The sequence below is a fragment of the Carbonatibacter coralli genome, from assembly GCF_039592655.1.
Lineage (GTDB): Bacteria > Pseudomonadota > Alphaproteobacteria > Kiloniellales > Kiloniellaceae > Carbonatibacter > Carbonatibacter coralli.
The window spans coordinates 992,569-1,009,182 of the sequence record NZ_JBBUTJ010000001.1 but is presented as its reverse complement, the minus strand read 5'-3'; the positions used below and the strand labels follow the sequence as shown (position 1 = coordinate 1,009,182).

At 55.3% G+C, this 16,614-nt stretch carries 16 protein-coding genes; 3 read left to right on the top strand and 13 right to left on the bottom strand.

Annotation, left to right across the window (positions count from 1 at the left end; translation table 11 throughout):
- The first annotated feature begins 182 nt into the window (after nt 1-182).
- Complete coding sequence (locus AAAH10_RS04655) at nt 183-2,327, top strand: methyl-accepting chemotaxis protein (protein WP_343561012.1); 2,145 nt, start codon at nt 183-185, stop codon at nt 2,325-2,327.
- A 45-nt stretch (nt 2,328-2,372) separates the two neighbouring features.
- On the opposite strand, the gene AAAH10_RS04650 is transcribed toward AAAH10_RS04655, so the two are convergent.
- The 3 genes from AAAH10_RS04650 to AAAH10_RS04640 all read right to left on the bottom strand — a co-directional run bounded on the left by AAAH10_RS04650 (nt 2,373) and on the right by AAAH10_RS04640 (nt 5,367).
- The gene (locus AAAH10_RS04650; RefSeq protein ID WP_343561010.1) at nt 2,373-3,113 is read right to left on the bottom strand and encodes a glycosyltransferase family 25 protein; all 741 of its coding nucleotides are present in this window, start codon (nt 3,111-3,113) and stop codon (nt 2,373-2,375) included.
- 188 nt (nt 3,114-3,301) lie between these two features.
- Nucleotides 3,302-4,642 (bottom strand): RsmB/NOP family class I SAM-dependent RNA methyltransferase, encoded by a 1,341-nt coding sequence (locus tag AAAH10_RS04645; protein ID WP_343561008.1) that lies wholly within the window; start codon nt 4,640-4,642, stop codon nt 3,302-3,304.
- Nucleotides 4,643-4,731: 89 nt separating this feature from the next.
- Nucleotides 4,732-5,367 carry a DUF2062 domain-containing protein gene (locus AAAH10_RS04640; protein WP_343561005.1) on the bottom strand — a complete coding sequence of 212 codons (636 nt, stop codon included), beginning with the start codon at nt 5,365-5,367 and terminating at the stop codon, nt 4,732-4,734.
- Nucleotides 5,368-5,641: 274 nt separating this feature from the next.
- On the opposite strand from AAAH10_RS04640, the gene pgsA reads away from it, so the two are divergent.
- Nucleotides 5,642-6,205, top strand: coding sequence for a CDP-diacylglycerol--glycerol-3-phosphate 3-phosphatidyltransferase (gene pgsA, locus AAAH10_RS04635; protein ID WP_343561003.1), 564 nt, complete (start codon nt 5,642-5,644; stop codon nt 6,203-6,205).
- 321 nt (nt 6,206-6,526) lie between these two features.
- On the opposite strand, the gene AAAH10_RS04630 is transcribed toward pgsA, so the two are convergent.
- From AAAH10_RS04630 to rapZ, 6 genes are all read right to left on the bottom strand, one after another.
- A complete protein-coding gene (locus AAAH10_RS04630; RefSeq protein ID WP_343561001.1) occupies nt 6,527-7,504 on the bottom strand; it encodes a LysR family transcriptional regulator in 978 nt (325 codons plus the stop codon).
- A 70-nt stretch (nt 7,505-7,574) separates the two neighbouring features.
- On the bottom strand, nt 7,575-8,378 hold the full coding sequence (locus tag AAAH10_RS04625) for an HAD-IIB family hydrolase (protein ID WP_343560999.1): 804 nt from the start codon (nt 8,376-8,378) through the stop codon (nt 7,575-7,577).
- Complete coding sequence (gene ptsP, locus AAAH10_RS04620; RefSeq protein ID WP_343560997.1) at nt 8,378-10,201, bottom strand: phosphoenolpyruvate--protein phosphotransferase; 1,824 nt, start codon at nt 10,199-10,201, stop codon at nt 8,378-8,380. Before ptsP ends, AAAH10_RS04625 begins: the two co-directional genes overlap by 1 nt.
- 9 nt (nt 10,202-10,210) lie before the next feature.
- Nucleotides 10,211-10,516: an HPr family phosphocarrier protein gene (locus tag AAAH10_RS04615; protein WP_343560995.1), complete on the bottom strand. Its 306-nt coding sequence runs from the start codon at nt 10,514-10,516 to the stop codon at nt 10,211-10,213.
- A 17-nt stretch (nt 10,517-10,533) separates the two neighbouring features.
- On the bottom strand, nt 10,534-10,938 hold the full coding sequence (locus AAAH10_RS04610) for a PTS sugar transporter subunit IIA (protein ID WP_343560993.1): 405 nt from the start codon (nt 10,936-10,938) through the stop codon (nt 10,534-10,536).
- Between the two features lie 112 nt (nt 10,939-11,050).
- A complete protein-coding gene (rapZ, locus tag AAAH10_RS04605; protein WP_343560991.1) occupies nt 11,051-11,953 on the bottom strand; it encodes an RNase adapter RapZ in 903 nt (300 codons plus the stop codon).
- 231 nt (nt 11,954-12,184) lie between these two features.
- On the opposite strand from rapZ, the gene AAAH10_RS04600 reads away from it, so the two are divergent.
- The gene (locus AAAH10_RS04600; protein WP_343560989.1) at nt 12,185-13,495 is read left to right on the top strand and encodes an MFS transporter; all 1,311 of its coding nucleotides are present in this window, start codon (nt 12,185-12,187) and stop codon (nt 13,493-13,495) included.
- On the opposite strand, the gene AAAH10_RS04595 is transcribed toward AAAH10_RS04600, so the two are convergent.
- Genes AAAH10_RS04595 through ftsE form a run of 4 tightly spaced genes read right to left on the bottom strand, consistent with a single transcriptional unit; the run spans nt 13,489 to nt 16,556 of the window.
- Complete coding sequence (locus AAAH10_RS04595; protein WP_343560987.1) at nt 13,489-14,298, bottom strand: lysophospholipid acyltransferase family protein; 810 nt, start codon at nt 14,296-14,298, stop codon at nt 13,489-13,491. The two genes, AAAH10_RS04600 and AAAH10_RS04595, sit on opposite strands and share 7 nt — an antisense overlap.
- 10 nt (nt 14,299-14,308) lie before the next feature.
- Nucleotides 14,309-14,956 carry a YdcF family protein gene (locus AAAH10_RS04590; RefSeq protein ID WP_343560985.1) on the bottom strand — a complete coding sequence of 216 codons (648 nt, stop codon included), beginning with the start codon at nt 14,954-14,956 and terminating at the stop codon, nt 14,309-14,311.
- Nucleotides 14,953-15,855 (bottom strand): cell division protein FtsX, encoded by a 903-nt coding sequence (locus AAAH10_RS04585; protein WP_343560983.1) that lies wholly within the window; start codon nt 15,853-15,855, stop codon nt 14,953-14,955. The genes AAAH10_RS04590 and AAAH10_RS04585 overlap by 4 nt, the downstream gene beginning before the upstream one ends.
- On the bottom strand, nt 15,852-16,556 hold the full coding sequence (gene ftsE, locus AAAH10_RS04580; RefSeq protein WP_343560981.1) for a cell division ATP-binding protein FtsE: 705 nt from the start codon (nt 16,554-16,556) through the stop codon (nt 15,852-15,854). The genes AAAH10_RS04585 and ftsE overlap by 4 nt, the downstream gene beginning before the upstream one ends.
- Between the last annotated feature and the right edge of the window lie 58 nt (nt 16,557-16,614).

Sequence of the window (16,614 nt, the reverse complement as noted above, 5' to 3'; positions counted from 1 at the left end):
ATTGGACTATATCAACCTTAGGGAGTTGAGTGTGATTTTGAATAAACCATTTGGTGTTTTTTATTCATATAAAATTAAGTTTTCTCAATAATCATATATAAAAAGATAAAAAAGCAGGCGTCGAAAAAGAATTCAAGAATGCGAAAGTGTGTTTTTGGGAGACCGCTATGGCTTTTAAGGATATGAGACTCAGTAAAAAATTGCCGATTCTCTTTGTATTAGTTTCCATTATCAGCATTGTATCCGTTGGCTTACTTATCAATTTTACGATGGGGAAGGCTCTGGAAGAACTTGCCATTGAGCGCCTGGAAGCCCTTGGAGAGACGCGATACGGCAATGTGAGACGCGAGCTGGATAATATTTCCTTCCAGGTTTCAAGCTCTTCTGTGAGTGCCCATGTCGCGGAAGCGCTGGTGGCCTTTTCCGACAGCTTTGATGCGGTGGAAAATGCCAGGGGAAATGCCCTGGAACACCTTCAGAAAGCCTATATAACCGACAATCCGAACCCGACCGGGCAAAAGCATCTTCTGGATGCGGCTTCGGGAGTGGACAGTTACAACTCTGTTCACGGGATCTATCATCCGTTTTTCAGGACTATGCTGGAACAGACCCAGTATTATGACATCTTCCTGATCGATCCCCAGGGCAACGTTGTCTATTCGGTTTTCAAGGAGCTGGATTACGCCACCAATCTGGTCACTGGGGAATGGTCAGACAGTGGTCTTGCAACGGTTGCCAGGACGGTTGCTGCCAATCCTGCCAAGGGAACCATGGTCTTCGATGATTTCAAACCCTATGGACCGAGTGCGGATGCTCCGGCGAGTTTCCTTGCGGCACCGGTCTTTGTCAGTGGCCGCTTTGCCGGTTCCTTTATCATTCAGATTCCTGTCGATCGTCTCAACCTTATTGTGAACGATGCAACGGGGCTGGGCGCTGTCGGGGATTCTGTTCTCGTTGGTTCCGACAGAATGATGCGCACGGACTCCCGTTTTGTTGCCGAGGGGGAGACATCCATCCTTGCGACAGAACAGAAAAGCGGTTTCGTTGAAGCGGCCCTGGATGGGCAAAGCGGTGTGGGCCGCGAGGTTCTGGAAGGGCGTGGAGAGTTCTTTACCTTTTACAAGCCTGTTGATTTCGAGGGTGAGAGATGGGCCATTATGCTGGATATCGGGGTGGATGAAGCCCTGCATGCCGTGCATGAAATCGGCATGATGATTTTTGTGGTTGGCGGTGTTGTTCTGCTCTTTGTTGTGGGAATGGGCTGGTACTTTGCACGTGGTATTGTTTCGCCTCTGTCGCGCTCGACCGGCGAGATGCTGGCACTGGCTGATGGTGATCGCGGTTTTGATATCTCCGGAGAGGATCGCGGTGATGAAATCGGCGACATTGCCCGCGCACTTTCTGTCTTCAAGGAAAATGCCATCAAACAGGACGAGATGGCAGAAAAGGAAGCTGAAATGGTTCAGTTCCGCGAGGAGAGAACCAGAAAGATTGAGAGCCTGATTCAGAACTTCGAAGAGGCAAGTGAGCAAATCCTGCAGGATGTCGCCAGTTCGGCGACCCAGATGACAACGACATCCGATGAGCTTCTGAAAAGTGCCGAGGATGCAAACCTGAGATCCAATGCTGTTGCAGCGGCGGCTGAGGAAGCCTCTGCAAATGTGCAGACCGTGGCTTCGGCTGCGGAAGAACTCAGTTCCTCGATTGATGAGATCAACCGTCAGGTCAAGGAATCAAACAGCATTGCCGATGAGGCTGTCAGCGAGGTGACGGCAAATGTCAAAACCATCCGCCAGCTGGAAGAGGCTTCGAACCGGATTGGAGAGGTTGTCCAGCTGATTTCCGAGATTGCCGAGCAAACCAATCTGCTGGCTCTCAACGCGACAATCGAGGCCGCACGTGCAGGTGAAGCCGGCAAGGGCTTTGCGGTTGTGGCAAGCGAAGTCAAGAATCTCGCCAATCAGACGGCCAAGGCGACCGAGGACATTTCGGGGCAGGTGCAGGAAATCCAGCAGGTGACCAAAGGCGCTGTCGGAGCTATTGAGGGTGTGGGTGATACGGTTCACCGGATGAGCGAGATTTCGGCTTCCGTTGCTGTGTCCATTGATCAGCAGGGTGCGGCGACCTCCGAGATTTCCCGTTCTGTTCAGGAGGCTTCTGCCGGGACGGCCGAGGTGACAACGAACATTCACGCTGTCAGTGCTGCTTCGGGGCAAACAGACGGTGCGGCGCGCTCTGTCAGTCAGGTTGCGAAGGAGGTTTCAGATCGGGCCACGATGATGCGCGAGCTTGTCGGAACCTTTTCCAGGGACATCAAGGCTGTCTGAGACTATCGGGACGGAAAGGGGAAAGGCCGCCATTGGCGGCCTTTCCTATCCCAGACTGTCAATAAAGTTATGGCAGGTTCTGTGAACAGTGTCATTCAGACGGCGCAGGCGTTTTCTGAAATACAGAGAGAGGTTTTTCTTCCCTTTCAGCGCTTTTCGCTGTTCTCCGCACTGGTCGATGTCGGAAGGGACGTCGTTTTGGCACTGGTCAATTACATAGGGCTGGATGGCGAGAATACGCAAACCGGTTTTCCAGTAGCGGTCCAGAATGATGTCGACAGGCCAGATGATTTCCCGGCAGATCGGAAGAAGCCGTGAGGCTCCCTTCTTATTGATCCAGTAACCTGCAGCACCGCAGGCCACATGGTTGAGACGAACGAGTCTGTAGTGGTTGTCGAGCTGTTCCAGCGTTTTGTACTTTCGCTTGCGAATGCCACAAAGGCGAAGGACTTCCCACTTCAGGTCCGTCTTTGAGAGGCTGTCCAGAACCTGCGGCAGGTCATCGCTGATGACAACATCATCTTCCAGAATGATGGCTCCCTTTGCCAGATCTTCGCGCACGATGCGTTCCCAGAGGCGATAGTGGCTGAGATAACAGCCGATTTCACCGATGGTCAGATCCTTGCCAAACATCTTCTGGCGTTTGTCTCTGCGATAGAGCGCCCAGTCCTCGTCTGTCAGCTTGTGGCCGTTGACGGCTTCGGTGATCTCGTATTCGAGCCCCAGTCTGTCAAGCTGAGCGGAGATTCTCTCCCGTCGTTCTGTCGAGGAGGGGAGATTGATCACGAAAATTTTCGGGCGAGAGGGTTCTTTCCCCTGCAGAAGCGAGTCTGCCTGAATGTCCAACATTGCAACCGTCGTATTGAGGAGTATTGTTATTTTTTAATACGCAGGAGTTTCTGTTCTCTGTCTGTCTCTGTCCAGACAAATTATCAATTCTTTGTATGAATTCGTGATTGTTCTTTGTGAGAGTCTCAGTTTGCTGCGGGCTTCTTCTTGATCAGACGGCTTGCAAAGAAACCGTCCATGCCGCCAAGATCGCGCCAGTGACAGGGCAGACAACGCAGGTCTCCATCAGCTGTGACCAGTGGCACAAAGGCTTCCTCTTCAGACGGGCTTTGTGTCAGCGCGGCAAGCTCTTCCGGTGAGAGGGGATTGCGCGCAGCATCCCCGCTGTGGGCTGCAAGGAAGAGATCAACCTGATCCTGTCCTTCCTCGGGTTCAAGCGAGCAGGTTGAAAAAACAAGGGTTCCGCCAGGTTTCAGGCGTTTCCAGGCGGCTTCCAGCAGTGTCGTCTGAACGGAGGACAGGGACTCAATGGCGTTGGCCTTGCGGATACGGATCAGTTCCGGATGGCGCCGCAGGGTGCCGGTCGCGGAGCAGGGAGCATCCAGCAGTATGGCGTCGTAAAGCTCATTGCTGCTTTCAGCCCAGTCCCTGATGTCTGCCGCCTGAACTGTCACATTGTGATAGCCGAGACGCTCCATGTTTTCTTCGAGGCGCTCCAGCCTTTTCGCCGAGATGTCGAGCGCGAGGACCTCTGCTCCGGAACTGGCAAGCTCTGCTGTTTTACCGCCGGGAGCTGCGCAGAGGTCGGCCACTTTCAGATTCTCCGTCCTGCCCAGCATCTTTGCAGGAAGGCTCGCTGCGGCGTCCTGAATCCACCATTCGCCCTCTGTATAACCCTCCAGAAGCGAGGGATCTCCGGATCCGGCCGGGAGACGCACAGAGCCGTTTGGCAAAAGCTGTCCGCCGAGCTTTTCAGCCCAGGCAGCCGGGTTCGACTTGACCGACAGGTCCAGGGGAGGCTCCTGCAGCTGTGACTGAATGATGGCCCGGGCTCTGTCCTCGCCATAATTGGAGGACAGACGGTTCCAGAACCAGGGAGGGACGCTGCAGATTTCAGGGTCTTCCTGTTCCCGCAGGGCCTTTCCTTCCTCAGCGATCCTGCGAAGAAGCGCGTTGATCAGCCCCTTGAAGGGCTTGTTCCTAGGGTGTGTGGCCAGATCAAGAGCCGTGCTGACGGCTGCGTGGGGCGGCGTGTCGAGATAGAGCAGCTGTGCAGTGGCGAGCCGCAGGATGTTTTTGACTTCGATCTGTTTGTCAGAGATCGGATGATCCAGACAGGCCTTGATGACGCGGTCAATAAGGCCGAGGTGTCGCAGGGTTGTGGTGGTCAGCAGCCTGACAAAGGCGCGATCACGGCTTTCGAGCTTTTCAAGCTGTGAGGAGAAGGGCTTGAGAGCTTCGTCGAGCTGTTGTTTTTTCTGGAGAACGTTGCCCAGTGCGGCCAGAGCCAGGGCGCGGGGAGACATTTGCCCGCGCGGACCTGATTTCCTTTGTCCGGACTTTTTCTGATCCGGTTTTCTTTTGCGGCGTGGAGTGTCCGTGTTGCCGGGAGAGGTCATTGATGTTGCCCAAGCTTTTCATTGTTTTGCGCCGTACGGGTTTTGCTTTTTTCCTGCATCTTGTGCTGTTTGCGATGCATCCATTTCGTCGCGACTCTCAGGGCAATCCAGTAACCCAGAGTGCCGAGAATAATCATGTAGGGGATGCAGCCGATAAAGATGGAAACGCCGACTTTTTCCCAGAGCAGCAGAATACCGTGATAGAGGGATTCCCAGAAGGACTGGTCAGGATTTTGCAGACCGCCCAGGGCGTGTTCGAAATGATCAAAGCTCTGGCTGTGGTCAAAGTCGAACAGCAGCACGGACCCTGTCATGTAGAACAGATAGTACAGTGGAATCATGGTGAAGGGATTGGAGTGCCAGGACCAGGCCATGGCAAGAATCAGACTGAACTTCCACTTGAGAATGTAGTTTGAAACCCACCACACCCCCAGAATCATGAAAAGCTGCACACCAACAGTCGGAGTTGATCCGAGAATCAGGCCCATCATGACGCCACGCGCGACCAGATGGGGTTGATCAATGGAGCGCAGAATCGGGATGATCAAACGGTAGTACAGGAGTCTCAGAAAGCCTGAAATCCAGTTTTTCTTGTTGCGGGCGTGGAGCTTATGTCTGAACCAGCTTTTCATGCGTCCGTATCATTCATTCAAGTCGGTATCTCCGGGCAGGGCCTTGAAAGAAACACTAACCCCATGAAAGACAAGGACCGGTTAATGGTTGTTGTCTCGGGTGTGTTTTTCTTCGTCGTTCGGAGCCTTGTTCAGGGATATAAGCATTGTTATAAAGCATTTCCTGTCTCTGTCACCTTTTTGTGCCCAGTTGCTGTTGCCAGTTGCACGCGAAGGTGAGGAAACCCTGTTTCGATCATCTGCAGAGTCCTGCAGCCATTGGGAAAGAAATGTGATGTCCCTGCCAAATATCCTCAGTCTTTTCCGCAGTGTTATCGGTTTTGTTGTGATCTATCTGCTCCTGCAAAACGACAAGGATCTGCTGATCGTTGCGACCGGCATTATGCTGCTGGCCGAGTTTTCCGATGCAGCGGACGGGTTTCTGGCACGTCGCTACAATCTCGTCAGTCGTTTCGGGATGATCATTGATCCCATGAGCGACAGCCTTTACCGGGCCATGGTTTTCCTGGGGCTTATGGCTGTGGGCTGGCTGCCGGTCTGGTTTGCCGCGATCATTATCAGCCGTGACATTATTGTTGCCTATCTTCGTGTTTTTGCACAGCAGGAGGGTATCACGATGGCCGCGCGGTCCAGTGGCAAGATCAAGGCGATTGTCCAGGCAACGGCACAGGTCTGGACTGTCGGCATGTTCGGACTGGAGGATTTCTTCAGCCAGTACTGGTCCGTCCCGGAGGTTTCCTTCTGGCTTCTGACCATTGCCACGGTTGTGACGGCCTGGACTGCTGTTGACTACACAATGGGCTACATTGAAGGCGTGCGCAGGGTGCGCTCTTCCTGAGCGCTGTGACAGCACGGAATGTTCAGCAATAAAAAAAGCAGAATACCCTTGCGGGGTATTCTGCTGAAAGTTGATCCCTAAAGTCCAAGTCCTTAAGGATCCAGACATGAACGGTATGATCCTGAGGCAGGATCAAATGAGGTCAGTCGAAACAGCACGATTCTGCAAACAAGTTTCACCTGAACGGGCTTTTCAGAACTGAATATCAAACCAGAAAACAGCGGGCATCTGAAACACCACACCATTCTCTGCATGGAAGAGACCACTCTTCGTCGAATGACATGATGTCGCCTTGCTTCCTAATAGACAACATTAGTTTTATTAATAGTATGCAGGATCACCTTCCTGCCCGATTTTGAAGTGCTTCAGAGCCCAGGGGGCAAAGCTTTCAATTTCTGGCAGGTAGTGCTCTTTCAGGATGGAGTTCGATTCCTGAACGATCTTGCGTTGCAGGCTTTCAAGCTCGTGCCGGCGGGTGACCAGCATCAGGCTGCGTGTAAAGGAAGGCCCGGGCAGCGGGGCAACGCGGATGCTGTCCAGCCTGCCTTTTGCCTGCAGGAGGCACAGGGGGGTTGTGATGGCCCAGCCAATGCCGACAGAAACCATGGCAAGTGTTGTGTCCCCGGTGTCAAACTCGAAACGTCTGGAGGCCCGGATACCCAGTCTGCGCAGGTGGGATTCGATATTGAGGCCTGTCAGGGAGCGTGAACTGTGACGGATCAGGGGATAGTCCTCCATGAGGTCATGGAGAGTCTCTATGGGTTTGTCATAACCGGCCGGAACAGCAAGAACAAAGGGCTCCTGCAGCAAGCGGTGACTGAGAATCTGTTCTTCTGTATCGACCTGGCCCTCTGTGATGACAATGTCGACTTCCCGGGTAAAGAGCCTTTTGAAATGGAGCTTTGTCAGACCGGACCAGATCGACCATTCCAGTGCTTCATCTGTCAGGGACTGGACCAGATAGGGGCCGACCGTGGTTCCGTAGGAATCAACCATGCCGACGTTCAGGCGGGGCAGGGACTGTTGCTGTTGTGCCCTGACCAGAAAGGAGGTCTCTCTGGCGGTGTCCAGCAGATTGCGGGCACGATCAAACAGCATCTTGCCGGCCGGTGTCAGGGCCGGAGGGCGGACACCCCGGTCCATCAGACTGACATTCATCCGTTTTTCGAGGCCCGAAACAGCCTGCGAGACAGCAGACTGTGTGACGCCCTTGCGCTGGGCTGCAGCTGTCATTCCGCCTGATTCAACCACGGCAACGAAGATGTCGAGTGCACGAAGATCAAGATCGAGATGTGACATTGCAGCTGTCCTTTTCAGGAGATGATCATTTTTGCTTATGCTTGTCCGGTGCAAACATCAACAGAAAAGATCAGTCAGGCTTGCGGGCTTTGATCAGCAGTCGCGCCATTTCCACGAATCCGGTTCCGCTGTGCCCCTCTGTGATCCAGCCCGGTTTTGCGGCAAGCTGGTCCTCGAAATCCCGGACATTTGCCACGCCGACAGAATGCGGGAAAAAGCCGAACATGGGGGCGTCATTCGGAGAATCGCCGCTGAAGGCCACCTCTTCCCTGACAGTCTCCAGCTCCTCGCCAAAGACCTCCCGGAAAAGAAGGCGGGTCATGGACAGTTTATCATAGTTTCCGAACCAGCCGTTGACGTGGATTGAACTGACCTTTGCAACAGCACCGGCCTCTTCAAACAGGGAGACGATCCTGCTGATATCCTCTCTGGGGAGCGGGGGAACATCCTCGCAAAAATCAATGGCGAGATCCGCATCCCGGTAGTTCTGGTCGGAGGCCAGGGCACAGCCGGGAACTTCGTCCAGAATTCTGTCCCGGAGCTGATCCAGTTTGAGGCGGTCTGCCTTTCTGGTCTCTTCGTCTTTCCAGTAGCGCTGAACCATCTTCCGGTTTTCATGATCATACCGGAAATAGAAGGCGCCGTTTTCACCAACGATGGCATCCACCGGCCACATTCTGCAGAAGTGATCGCACCAGCCTGCTGGCCGGCCTGTAATCGGAACCACAACAAAACCTGCAGCCTTGAGGTCCTCCAGTGCCTGGTAAGCCTCTGCCGTGAGGCGCCCCTCACTGGTGATGGTGTCATCTATGTCGCTGAGCAGATAGCGGACTTTCTGACGGTCTTCTTTTGAAAAGTCTTTGATTGGTCGCATTAACCGGCCTGAATGTTGTCGTTGAAGTCTTCCAGAAGTGTGGCAATCCGGATGGGATCATTCTGGGCCATGATCTTTTCTGTCCGGCGTTTGGCTTCCTCGACGGAAAGGGCCAGGGCACGTTTCTTGACCCGCGGCAGGGAATGCGCGCTCATGGACAGATCGCGAATGCCAAGACCGACAAGCAGTGGAAGATACCGGATGTCTCCGGCAACCTCTCCGCAGACGGAGACGGGAATCCCTGCAAAGTTGGCAGAACGAACTGTCATCTCAATCAGGCGCAGAACCGCCGGATGAAGGGGATTGTACAGATAGGCGACCTGATCATCCGCGCGGTCGATTGCCAGAGTGTACATGGTCAGATCATTGGTCCCGATCGCGAAGAAATCCGCAACACGGGCAAGGCCGTCGGCGGCCAGAGCTGCAGCAGGAACCTCGATCATCGCACCGACAGGCGGGAGCTGTTCCGGAATTTTGTATCCCTTTGCCCTGAGTTCATCTGCAACCTCCTTCAGGAGGCGTCGCGTCTGGCGAATCTCCCCGGCTGTTGTCACCAGTGGCAGGAGAATGCGTAGGGGACCGCGCAGTGAAGCGCGCAGTATGGCAGCCAGTTGCTGCTTGAAAAGATCGCTGTGTTTCAGGCTCAGTCTGACAGCGCGAAGGCCGAGGGCAGGGTTTATGGCCTTGGGGTCCAGCCCGTCCAGAGCCTGAACCAGTTTTTCCCCGCCTGCATCCAGTGTCCGGATGGTGACGGGACGACCGTCCATTGCCTCGAGAATGGTCGAGAGTGTCTGATACTGCTCTTCTTCATCGGGGAGCTGCTCGCGGTTCATGAACATGAACTCGGTCCGCAGAAGGCCAATCCCCTCTGCACCCTGATGCAGGGCGATTTCTGTCTCGCGGGGCAGTTCGATATTGGCGTGGAGATTCAGTTCGATCTCGTCAAGCGTGAGAGCCCTGGTAAAACGCAAGCCTGCCAGGGCGTGGTTTTCATCGGCTTCTGCCTTGGCGCGCTTGCGGTAGTCCTTCAGCCGTTCATCTGTCGGGTTGAGAATCACAAGGCCGCGCGAACCATCGACAATAATGGTCTGCGATGTCTCTGCGACGGATATCAGATCCGGTATCCCCAGAACGGCCGGAAGCCCAAGGGAGCGGGCCATGATCGCGGTGTGCCCTTCCGGTCCGCCCAGAGCGGCAACAAAGCCGCCCACAGTGCCGGGGTCCATCTGGGCCGTGTCAGCCGGGGTAATGTCCTCGGCAAGGATAATGGAACCCTTTTTCAAACCGGTGTAGCTGTCACTGGTCGCCTTGATCAGGTTGCGGATCAGGCGGAGGGCCACTTCCCTGACTTCCTGCGCCTTGCCCTGCAGGTAGGGATCATCCATTTTGGCAAAGCGGGCCATAATCTGTTTGGCTTCGGCCATGACCGCAGCTTCTGCATTCTTTCGCCCCGTCTGGATACGGGCGCGAATCCCCCCGATCATGCTCTTGCTGGCCAGCATCTGGAGGTGGGCATCCAGCAGCAGGGACAGCTCTTCAGCCGATTCGCCGTGGTTGTCCTCGCCCTTTCGCTTGAGCTTCAGGACCTGCTCCTGTGCTTCCTCGATGGCGCAGTCCAGACGGTTGAGTTCCCGGTCCAGATCGCGCGTGGCGAGGGAGTAGTCGGGAACGCTGATCTCGCTGGCAGCACTGACATATACGGGGCCGATCACGATCCCCGGGGAAACGCCAAGACCCTGAAACAGCTTCTCGTCTTCCTGTCTTTGCAGGATGGAAGCGTAGTTTTCCTCGGGCCTTTCCATGTCCGTTTTCCTGTCTGTCATGACACTGCTCTATTCCTCGTCGAACTTGTCATCAACGAGCTGGCAAAGGGCTTCAACAGCTTCCCTGGCATCCGCTCCGCTTGCCGAAATCCTGAGTGTGGTGCCCGGAGAGGCTGCCAGCATCATCAACCCCATAATGGAAACGCCCGGAACACAGGTGTCCTTGCGGCATACGGTGATCTGTGCCGAGAAGTTTCCGGCAAGCTTGACGAAACGAGCCGAAGCACGGGCGTGAAGGCCGCGTTTGTTCCGGATAACGGCTTCACTGCTGAAATCCGCTTCAGGGACTGTGGTCTGAAGATGATCCTGGGTCATTGTGAAAACGTGTTGCCTCAGCCGTTGTCATTCAGAAGTTCTGAAGCGACATGGATGTATTTGCGCCCGGCTTCCTGAGCTTCCAGAACGGCAGCTTTCATGTCCCGGCTTTCACGAATGGCTGCCAGTTTGATCAGCATCGGCAGGTTCACTCCGGCAATCACTTCGACGTTTGCCTTGTCCATGATCGAAATGGCGAGGTTCGAGGGCGTGCCGCCAAACATGTCGGTCAGGATGATAACGCCTTTGGAATGATCGACATTCTGAACGGATTCTATGATATCCGCCCGTCTTTGTTCCATGTCGTCATCCGGCTCGATACAGATCGAGGCAACAGCGTCCTGGGGTCCGACAACATGTTCAAGTGCTGCGATCATTTCCAGGGCGAGGTTGCCATGTGTGACGAGGACCATTCCAATCATGTTTCTGTCTTTCCTCTTGCCCGTGTCGCCGGGCATAAATCGTTGTCATCGTGGGGAAGAAGCTACCGTGTCAGGCAGGTGCTTACAAGCGGCCTGATTTGGGGGTCGGGCTTCAGGCCTGATAGCGTTCCTTGTCCCGGTGGATATCCCTGTGGGAGAGCACAATGGCGTCGTGCTGTTCCTTCAGTCTGGCGTGCAGCCAGTTGGCAACTGTTACGGAGCGGTGTCGTCCTCCGGTACAGCCGACTGCAATGGTCAGATGTTTTTTGCCCTCGGCTTCGTAGCGGGGCAGAAGGGGAGAAACCAGAGCCAGCAGTCTGTCCGAAAAACCGCCGAATTCCGGATCGCTTTTAACATGGTCGGAAACGGCCTTGTCCTGTCCGGTCAGGGGGCGAAGGTCCGGGTCATAATGCGGGTTTCTGAGAAACCTGACATCAAAGACAAGATCGGCTTCTGTCGGAATTCCGAAGCGGAAGGAGAAGGACAGAACCTGAACTGTCATATGGTTTTGCTGATTCAGTCCCAGCTGGGCGGCCAGTGTCAGTTTGAATTCGGCGGGTGTCTGGGCAGAGGAATCAATGACGAGGTCGGCATTTTCCTGAAGCGGAACCAGCAAACGGCGCTCTGCTGCAATCCCGTCCCGCAAGGGGCGCCCGTCAGCCATGGGGTGCTGGCGTCTGGTTTCCTTGAAGCGTCTTTCCAGAACCTGGTCAGAGCAGGTCATGAACAAAAAGGACAGGTTCAAATCCTTGCGGGCTTTCAACTCGAGAACGTGCTGGGTCAGATTCTGGGTCGTGAAGTGACGGGAGCGGGCGTCAATTCCAAGTGCCAGAGGTGTGGCGTCATCCATGCCCTCGACGACGCGGTCGATCAGGGACAGGGGCAGGTTGTCGATCGCTTCAAAGCCGACATCCTCAAGCGCTTTCAACGCTGTTGAGCGTCCAGCGCCGGAAAGACCGCTGACAAGAATCACGCGGCGGGCCTGTGGATTGGGCGGGGCTGTCTCTTCAGACATTCTGGTCTCTTGATTCCTGTTGTATCCAGTGGACCGGTTTGCCAACCGATTGAAACGGAACTATAGGGCAAAGGCGTTTTGAATGTGACTCCTAATTGTCTGTTTCGTGACGGGGATTTTGCTGTTTTGAAACAGGAAAGAGAGAAAAATGCGTTCTGAAGCCATTTTCTTCATTCCTTTTTCACTCCTTATGGTTTTAAGCTTCAGGAAACGGCACGGGTTATCTGGACAATGACGACCACTTCGATCTCGCAACCACACTCTTCGCCCTATGCGTCCCTGGCTGCCATTATTTCAGGGGTTGTGCTGCTGCAGGCCGGTATGAGCCTCATGTCGGCGCTTCTGCCCCTGCGGATGGCCGAAGCCGGATTTTCCTCGGCAGAAATCGGGTACATGACCGCCGCTTTTGCCGGCGGTTTTTTACTGGGATGCCTCTATGCGCCCAGACTGATTGCCAAGGTCGGTCATATCCGTGCCTTTGCCTGTTTTGCAACGGTGCTGTCGGTGCTGACCCTGGCACTTGCCATTGACACCTCGATTGGTCTCTGGAGTATTGCGCGTCTGATGTCCGGCATCTGCTTTGCGGGGATGCTGACGGTTTCGGACAGCTGGATCACGGTCGAGGCTGATTCGAGTCGGCGCGGACGCGTCCTTGCGGTCTATACCCTCTGTTACAAGGTGGCCCAGGGTCTTGGTCCACTGGCTCTGACACTGGCAACGATCTTTGGCAACTGGCATTTCATGCTGGTCAGCGCGCTGATTTCCATGTCCCTCTTGCCCGTTGCCATGCGCAAGGGCGGCAATCCGAAAGCCCAGAGCACCAATCCGGACAATGCAAGACAGGACAGGATGTCGATCCGGCAGGTGTTTGATCGTTCCCCCCTTGCCTTCATTGCCTGTCTTTTTGTGGGCATCATGAACAGCCCGCTCGCAAACCTGCTGTCGCTTTATGGCGCTTCGATCGGGTTTTCCACGGAGCAGGCTGTTTTGCTGGTGGCCGGTTTCCAGTTTGGAGCGGTTCTGTTCCAGATTCCGATGGGCATCGCCTCGGATCGGGGAGATCGGCGGACTGTGCTTGTCTTTGCCGTGAGCTGTGTTGCTGCGATCAGTCTGCTCTTTATCCTGATGGAAACCATGCTGGGACTTTGGGCCCAGATCGGTCTGATCTTTGTCATGGGCGGGGTCACCATGTCTGTTTATCCGATCGCGCTCTCCCATGCCGGAGACTACTGTAAGGAAAACGAAATGGTGCCGCTTTGTGCGACGCTCATGCTGGCCTACGGGGTCGGAATGACCCTTGGTCCGATCACTGCGACCAAGCTGATGCATTTTGTCGGACCGGGCGGACTTTTCCTGCACACGGTCATTCTGGCTGTCACCTTTATCGCGATTGCGCTCTACCGGATGTCCCGCCGTACATCCCTGCCGCGGGAGGAGAGGAACGAGTACATCCCTGTTCCGCCGTCCTCACCTGTGATCTCGCGTCTTGATCCGAGAAGCGATGTGACCAGATCCGTGCGTGATGCGGATGATGTTTACTGAGCCTCGCCGGAGGAGCCGGATGCACCTCTCGCACGGGATTCCTCAACGACCCTGATCAGGCCCGGATCCGCTTTCAGAGCCTCTTCTGTCAGGCGGTCAGAGGCTGTGTTGATGGTCTCTTCCAGCAAGGGCATGTACTCCTTGCGTCTCAGGCCGTCAGGCAGCGCCGGGAGGAACTCGACCACCATTGTTCCGGGACGCTTTACAAAGGCATTCTTTCCCCAGAAAAGCCCGGAATTCAATGCGGTCGGGATTGTGGTCAGGCCTGTGCCGGTCGCCAGGGCTGCGACACCGGGCTGAAAGTCCTGGCGTTGCCCGACAGCTGTCCGCGTGCCTTCGGGAAAGATAATGATCGGGCGCCCGGTCTGCATTCTGTCCTTTGCGTCCTCAACCATCATTTTCAGGGCCTTTGCCCCGGCTGAACGGTCAATGGCGATAACCTTGCCACACTGGAGGAACCAGCCAAAAAGCGGAAGCTTCAGCAGCTCCTTTTTCAGGACGAAACAGGGGGTTTCCAGAATCATGAGCAGATTGATGGTTTCTGCGGCTGATTCATGCTTGCTGGCCACCAGATAGCTTTTGCCGTCTTTGGGCAGGTTCTCGCGTCCCCTGACCTCGAGTTTGATTCCGCAAATGATCCGGAGCAGGAAAAAGGTTCCGCGGGCCCAGAGGCTTCCTGCCTTCATCATGGTTTTCCATGACGCGAGAACGAGGGGCAGGATGGCGAGGAAGTAGATCAGGCACCAGAGGAGAAAAAAGATATTGAAAACTGTGGAGCGCAGAAGGATCAGCGGAGAAACCATGGTTGAAAGATCACTGTTGGTCAGACGAGAAAAGAGGGTCTAGCATGTCTGTGATCCAAATGCGAATCTGTGCGAGCAAATATTTGTTGTACTCCGACAGAATCAGCCAGCTGCTGCCGGGCCAGAGCCACCAGTCCTGCTGCTTGACATGCGGGGGAAAGACAGGATGGGGGATCAGGGTGACATCCGGCATGCTGTGCCTGAATTCCAGCAGGCTCCGCGGCATGTGATAGGCCGCGGTGACCAGACGAATGGATGTGATGCTGTTGTCCCGGGCCCACTGCCGGGTTTCCGCAGCATTGCCCCGGGTATCATCGGCCTGATAGCCGAGGACAATGCAGCATTCGAGCCTTTCAGGGGTGTGCTGATCCGATTCAAGCAGTTCGCGAACCTCCACGCCCTTGTAGACGCCGGATATGAAAAGCTTGTCGGCCTTGCCTTCCGAGAGCAGGTCCAGCCCTGTACTGATGCGACTTGTCCCGCCGGTGAGAACGACGATGGCATCGCTGGAACTGTCTGCATCGTCAATGACAGCCGGCAGGTCGTCGGCATAGGACAGAAAGCCCAGCCCCCAGGCAAGAACCAGTGCCACGAGGGCCAGCCAGATCAGGCGACCTGTCAGGCCGGAGTGCCGTTCCCTTCTGAAAACATGTCTCATGGCATTTCTTCCAGAGAACGCAGAACTGTGGCTCTGGCGGTGATCATGGCAATGAGACCGGCGGAGATGGGAAAGAGTGCGAGAACTGCCCACTCCCATGACGTCAGTGTCAGCTGCGGAAGAAGTGCGGTGTTGGCCTGCCCCATAAAATAGCTCATCACCGCCACGGTGACACCTGTCAGGAAAAGACCCATCAGTCCTCCCAGCAGGCTCAGGCGCAAGGCATGTCGCTGGAATCTCAGGGCGATAAAGCTGTCATAGGCGCCCATCTGGTGAAAGAGCTCAACCAGCTTGAAGTGAATGGCCAGACTCATGCGCGTGACCAGAACCACCATGACAACAGCCGCACCTGTGACCAGAAAAACCGTCAGGAAAGCCACAAGCTTGATGGTTTCAGCCAGATTAAGCAGGCTGCGCATCCAGCGCTGGTGATCATCGATTGCCGCGGAGGGAATAATGGCGGAGACCGCCTTGCGAATCTCGTCGACAAGACGTCCTTCCAGACTGTCGAGCTCGACGGAGATCAGAAAGGGGATGGGCAGGTCCTGAATCAGGATTTCCGTACCCAGCCAGGGTGCGAGCATGCGTTCAAGTTCCGCATCGCCCAGAATTGCGACGGCAGACACACCCTCTATGCCTTCAAGGCGCTGTGCGAGCTTGTCCATCTGCTCGCGTGTGAAGTTGCGCTCAGCCTCGGTCGAACCGGATGGAACCTGAATGGTCAGTCCCCTGGAGAGGGAACTGTCCCAGCGATCTGCAAGCTTTGTCATGGAAAAGGCCACGACCATCGCAAGGGATGCCAGAAAGACCATCAGGGCAATCAGCCAGGGCAGAAGCCTGCTTGAAGCATCATTGTCGAGGGGAACAGAGTGGCTGCGCGAGAGGAAGGAAGAGATCATGGCGTCTGGCTCTCCTTCGGTTTCCGGGCTCTGTCAACACTCGGGTAATCCAGGTGAACCTCACCGTGTGCCAGACGGAAAATCGGGCGGTTGAACCGGCGAATCAGGGAATCACTGTGCGTTGCCACAACAATTGTCGTGCCGCGTTTGTTCAGCTCTTCAAACAGGAACAGCAGACGCTCCGCAATGGCGTTGTCGACATTCCCGGTCGGCTCGTCGGCGATCAGAAGATTGGGGCGTGCGATGACGGCGCGGGCAATGGCAACCCTTTGCTGCTGGCCGCCAGAGAGCGTCGGTGGTTTTGCATCCAGAAAGTCGGCCAGCCCCACCCAGGTCAAAAGCTCTGTCACATTCTTGCGAACCTTTTCCAGCGGCTGCCCTGTGATGGTCAGGGGCAGGGCGACGTTCTCAAGTGCGCTGAGGTGATCAAGCAGGCGAAAATCCTGAAAGACAATACCAATTCTGCGGCGGATGTTGGCCATGTCCTGACGGGACATCTCCCGGGTATCACGTCCGAAGAGTGTCACGCGCCCCTTGCTGGGGTGGTGGGCGAGATACATGAGCTTCATCAGGGATGACTTCCCGGCGCCACTGGGACCAACAATGAAGTGGAACGATCCCGGCTCCAGAGACAGGTTCACTGATTTCAGAATTTCAGGTCCATTCCCGTAGCGGAGGGAGACATCTTCAAATCGAACCACTTTAGAGCCTGCTGGTAGGAGGTTGGGGGGATGCGATCAAACCGGATTGCGAAAGGCG

What these genes read in the sequence shown, in the direction of transcription:
- AAAH10_RS04640 (WP_343561005.1), bottom strand. Translation starts at nt 5,367, where the DNA reads ATGAAAAGCTGGTTCAGACATAAGCTCCACGCCCGCAACAAGAAAAAC.
- AAAH10_RS04625 (WP_343560999.1), bottom strand. Translation starts at nt 8,378, where the DNA reads ATGCGACCAATCAAAGACTTTTCAAAAGAAGACCGTCAGAAAGTCCGC.
- AAAH10_RS04600 (WP_343560989.1), top strand. Translation starts at nt 12,185, where the DNA reads ATGACGACCACTTCGATCTCGCAACCACACTCTTCGCCCTATGCGTCC.
- AAAH10_RS04595 (WP_343560987.1), bottom strand. Translation starts at nt 14,298, where the DNA reads ATGGTTTCTCCGCTGATCCTTCTGCGCTCCACAGTTTTCAATATCTTT.
- AAAH10_RS04630 (WP_343561001.1), bottom strand. Translation starts at nt 7,504, where the DNA reads ATGTCACATCTCGATCTTGATCTTCGTGCACTCGACATCTTCGTTGCC.
- AAAH10_RS04585 (WP_343560983.1), bottom strand. Translation starts at nt 15,855, where the DNA reads ATGATCTCTTCCTTCCTCTCGCGCAGCCACTCTGTTCCCCTCGACAAT.
- AAAH10_RS04615 (WP_343560995.1), bottom strand. Translation starts at nt 10,516, where the DNA reads ATGACCCAGGATCATCTTCAGACCACAGTCCCTGAAGCGGATTTCAGC.
- AAAH10_RS04645 (WP_343561008.1), bottom strand. Translation starts at nt 4,642, where the DNA reads ATGTCTCCCCGCGCCCTGGCTCTGGCCGCACTGGGCAACGTTCTCCAG.
- AAAH10_RS04655 (WP_343561012.1), top strand. Translation starts at nt 183, where the DNA reads ATGAGACTCAGTAAAAAATTGCCGATTCTCTTTGTATTAGTTTCCATT.
- rapZ (WP_343560991.1), bottom strand. Translation starts at nt 11,953, where the DNA reads ATGTCTGAAGAGACAGCCCCGCCCAATCCACAGGCCCGCCGCGTGATT.
- AAAH10_RS04590 (WP_343560985.1), bottom strand. Translation starts at nt 14,956, where the DNA reads ATGAGACATGTTTTCAGAAGGGAACGGCACTCCGGCCTGACAGGTCGC.
- pgsA (WP_343561003.1), top strand. Translation starts at nt 5,642, where the DNA reads ATGTCCCTGCCAAATATCCTCAGTCTTTTCCGCAGTGTTATCGGTTTT.
- AAAH10_RS04610 (WP_343560993.1), bottom strand. Translation starts at nt 10,938, where the DNA reads ATGATTGGAATGGTCCTCGTCACACATGGCAACCTCGCCCTGGAAATG.
- ptsP (WP_343560997.1), bottom strand. Translation starts at nt 10,201, where the DNA reads ATGACAGACAGGAAAACGGACATGGAAAGGCCCGAGGAAAACTACGCT.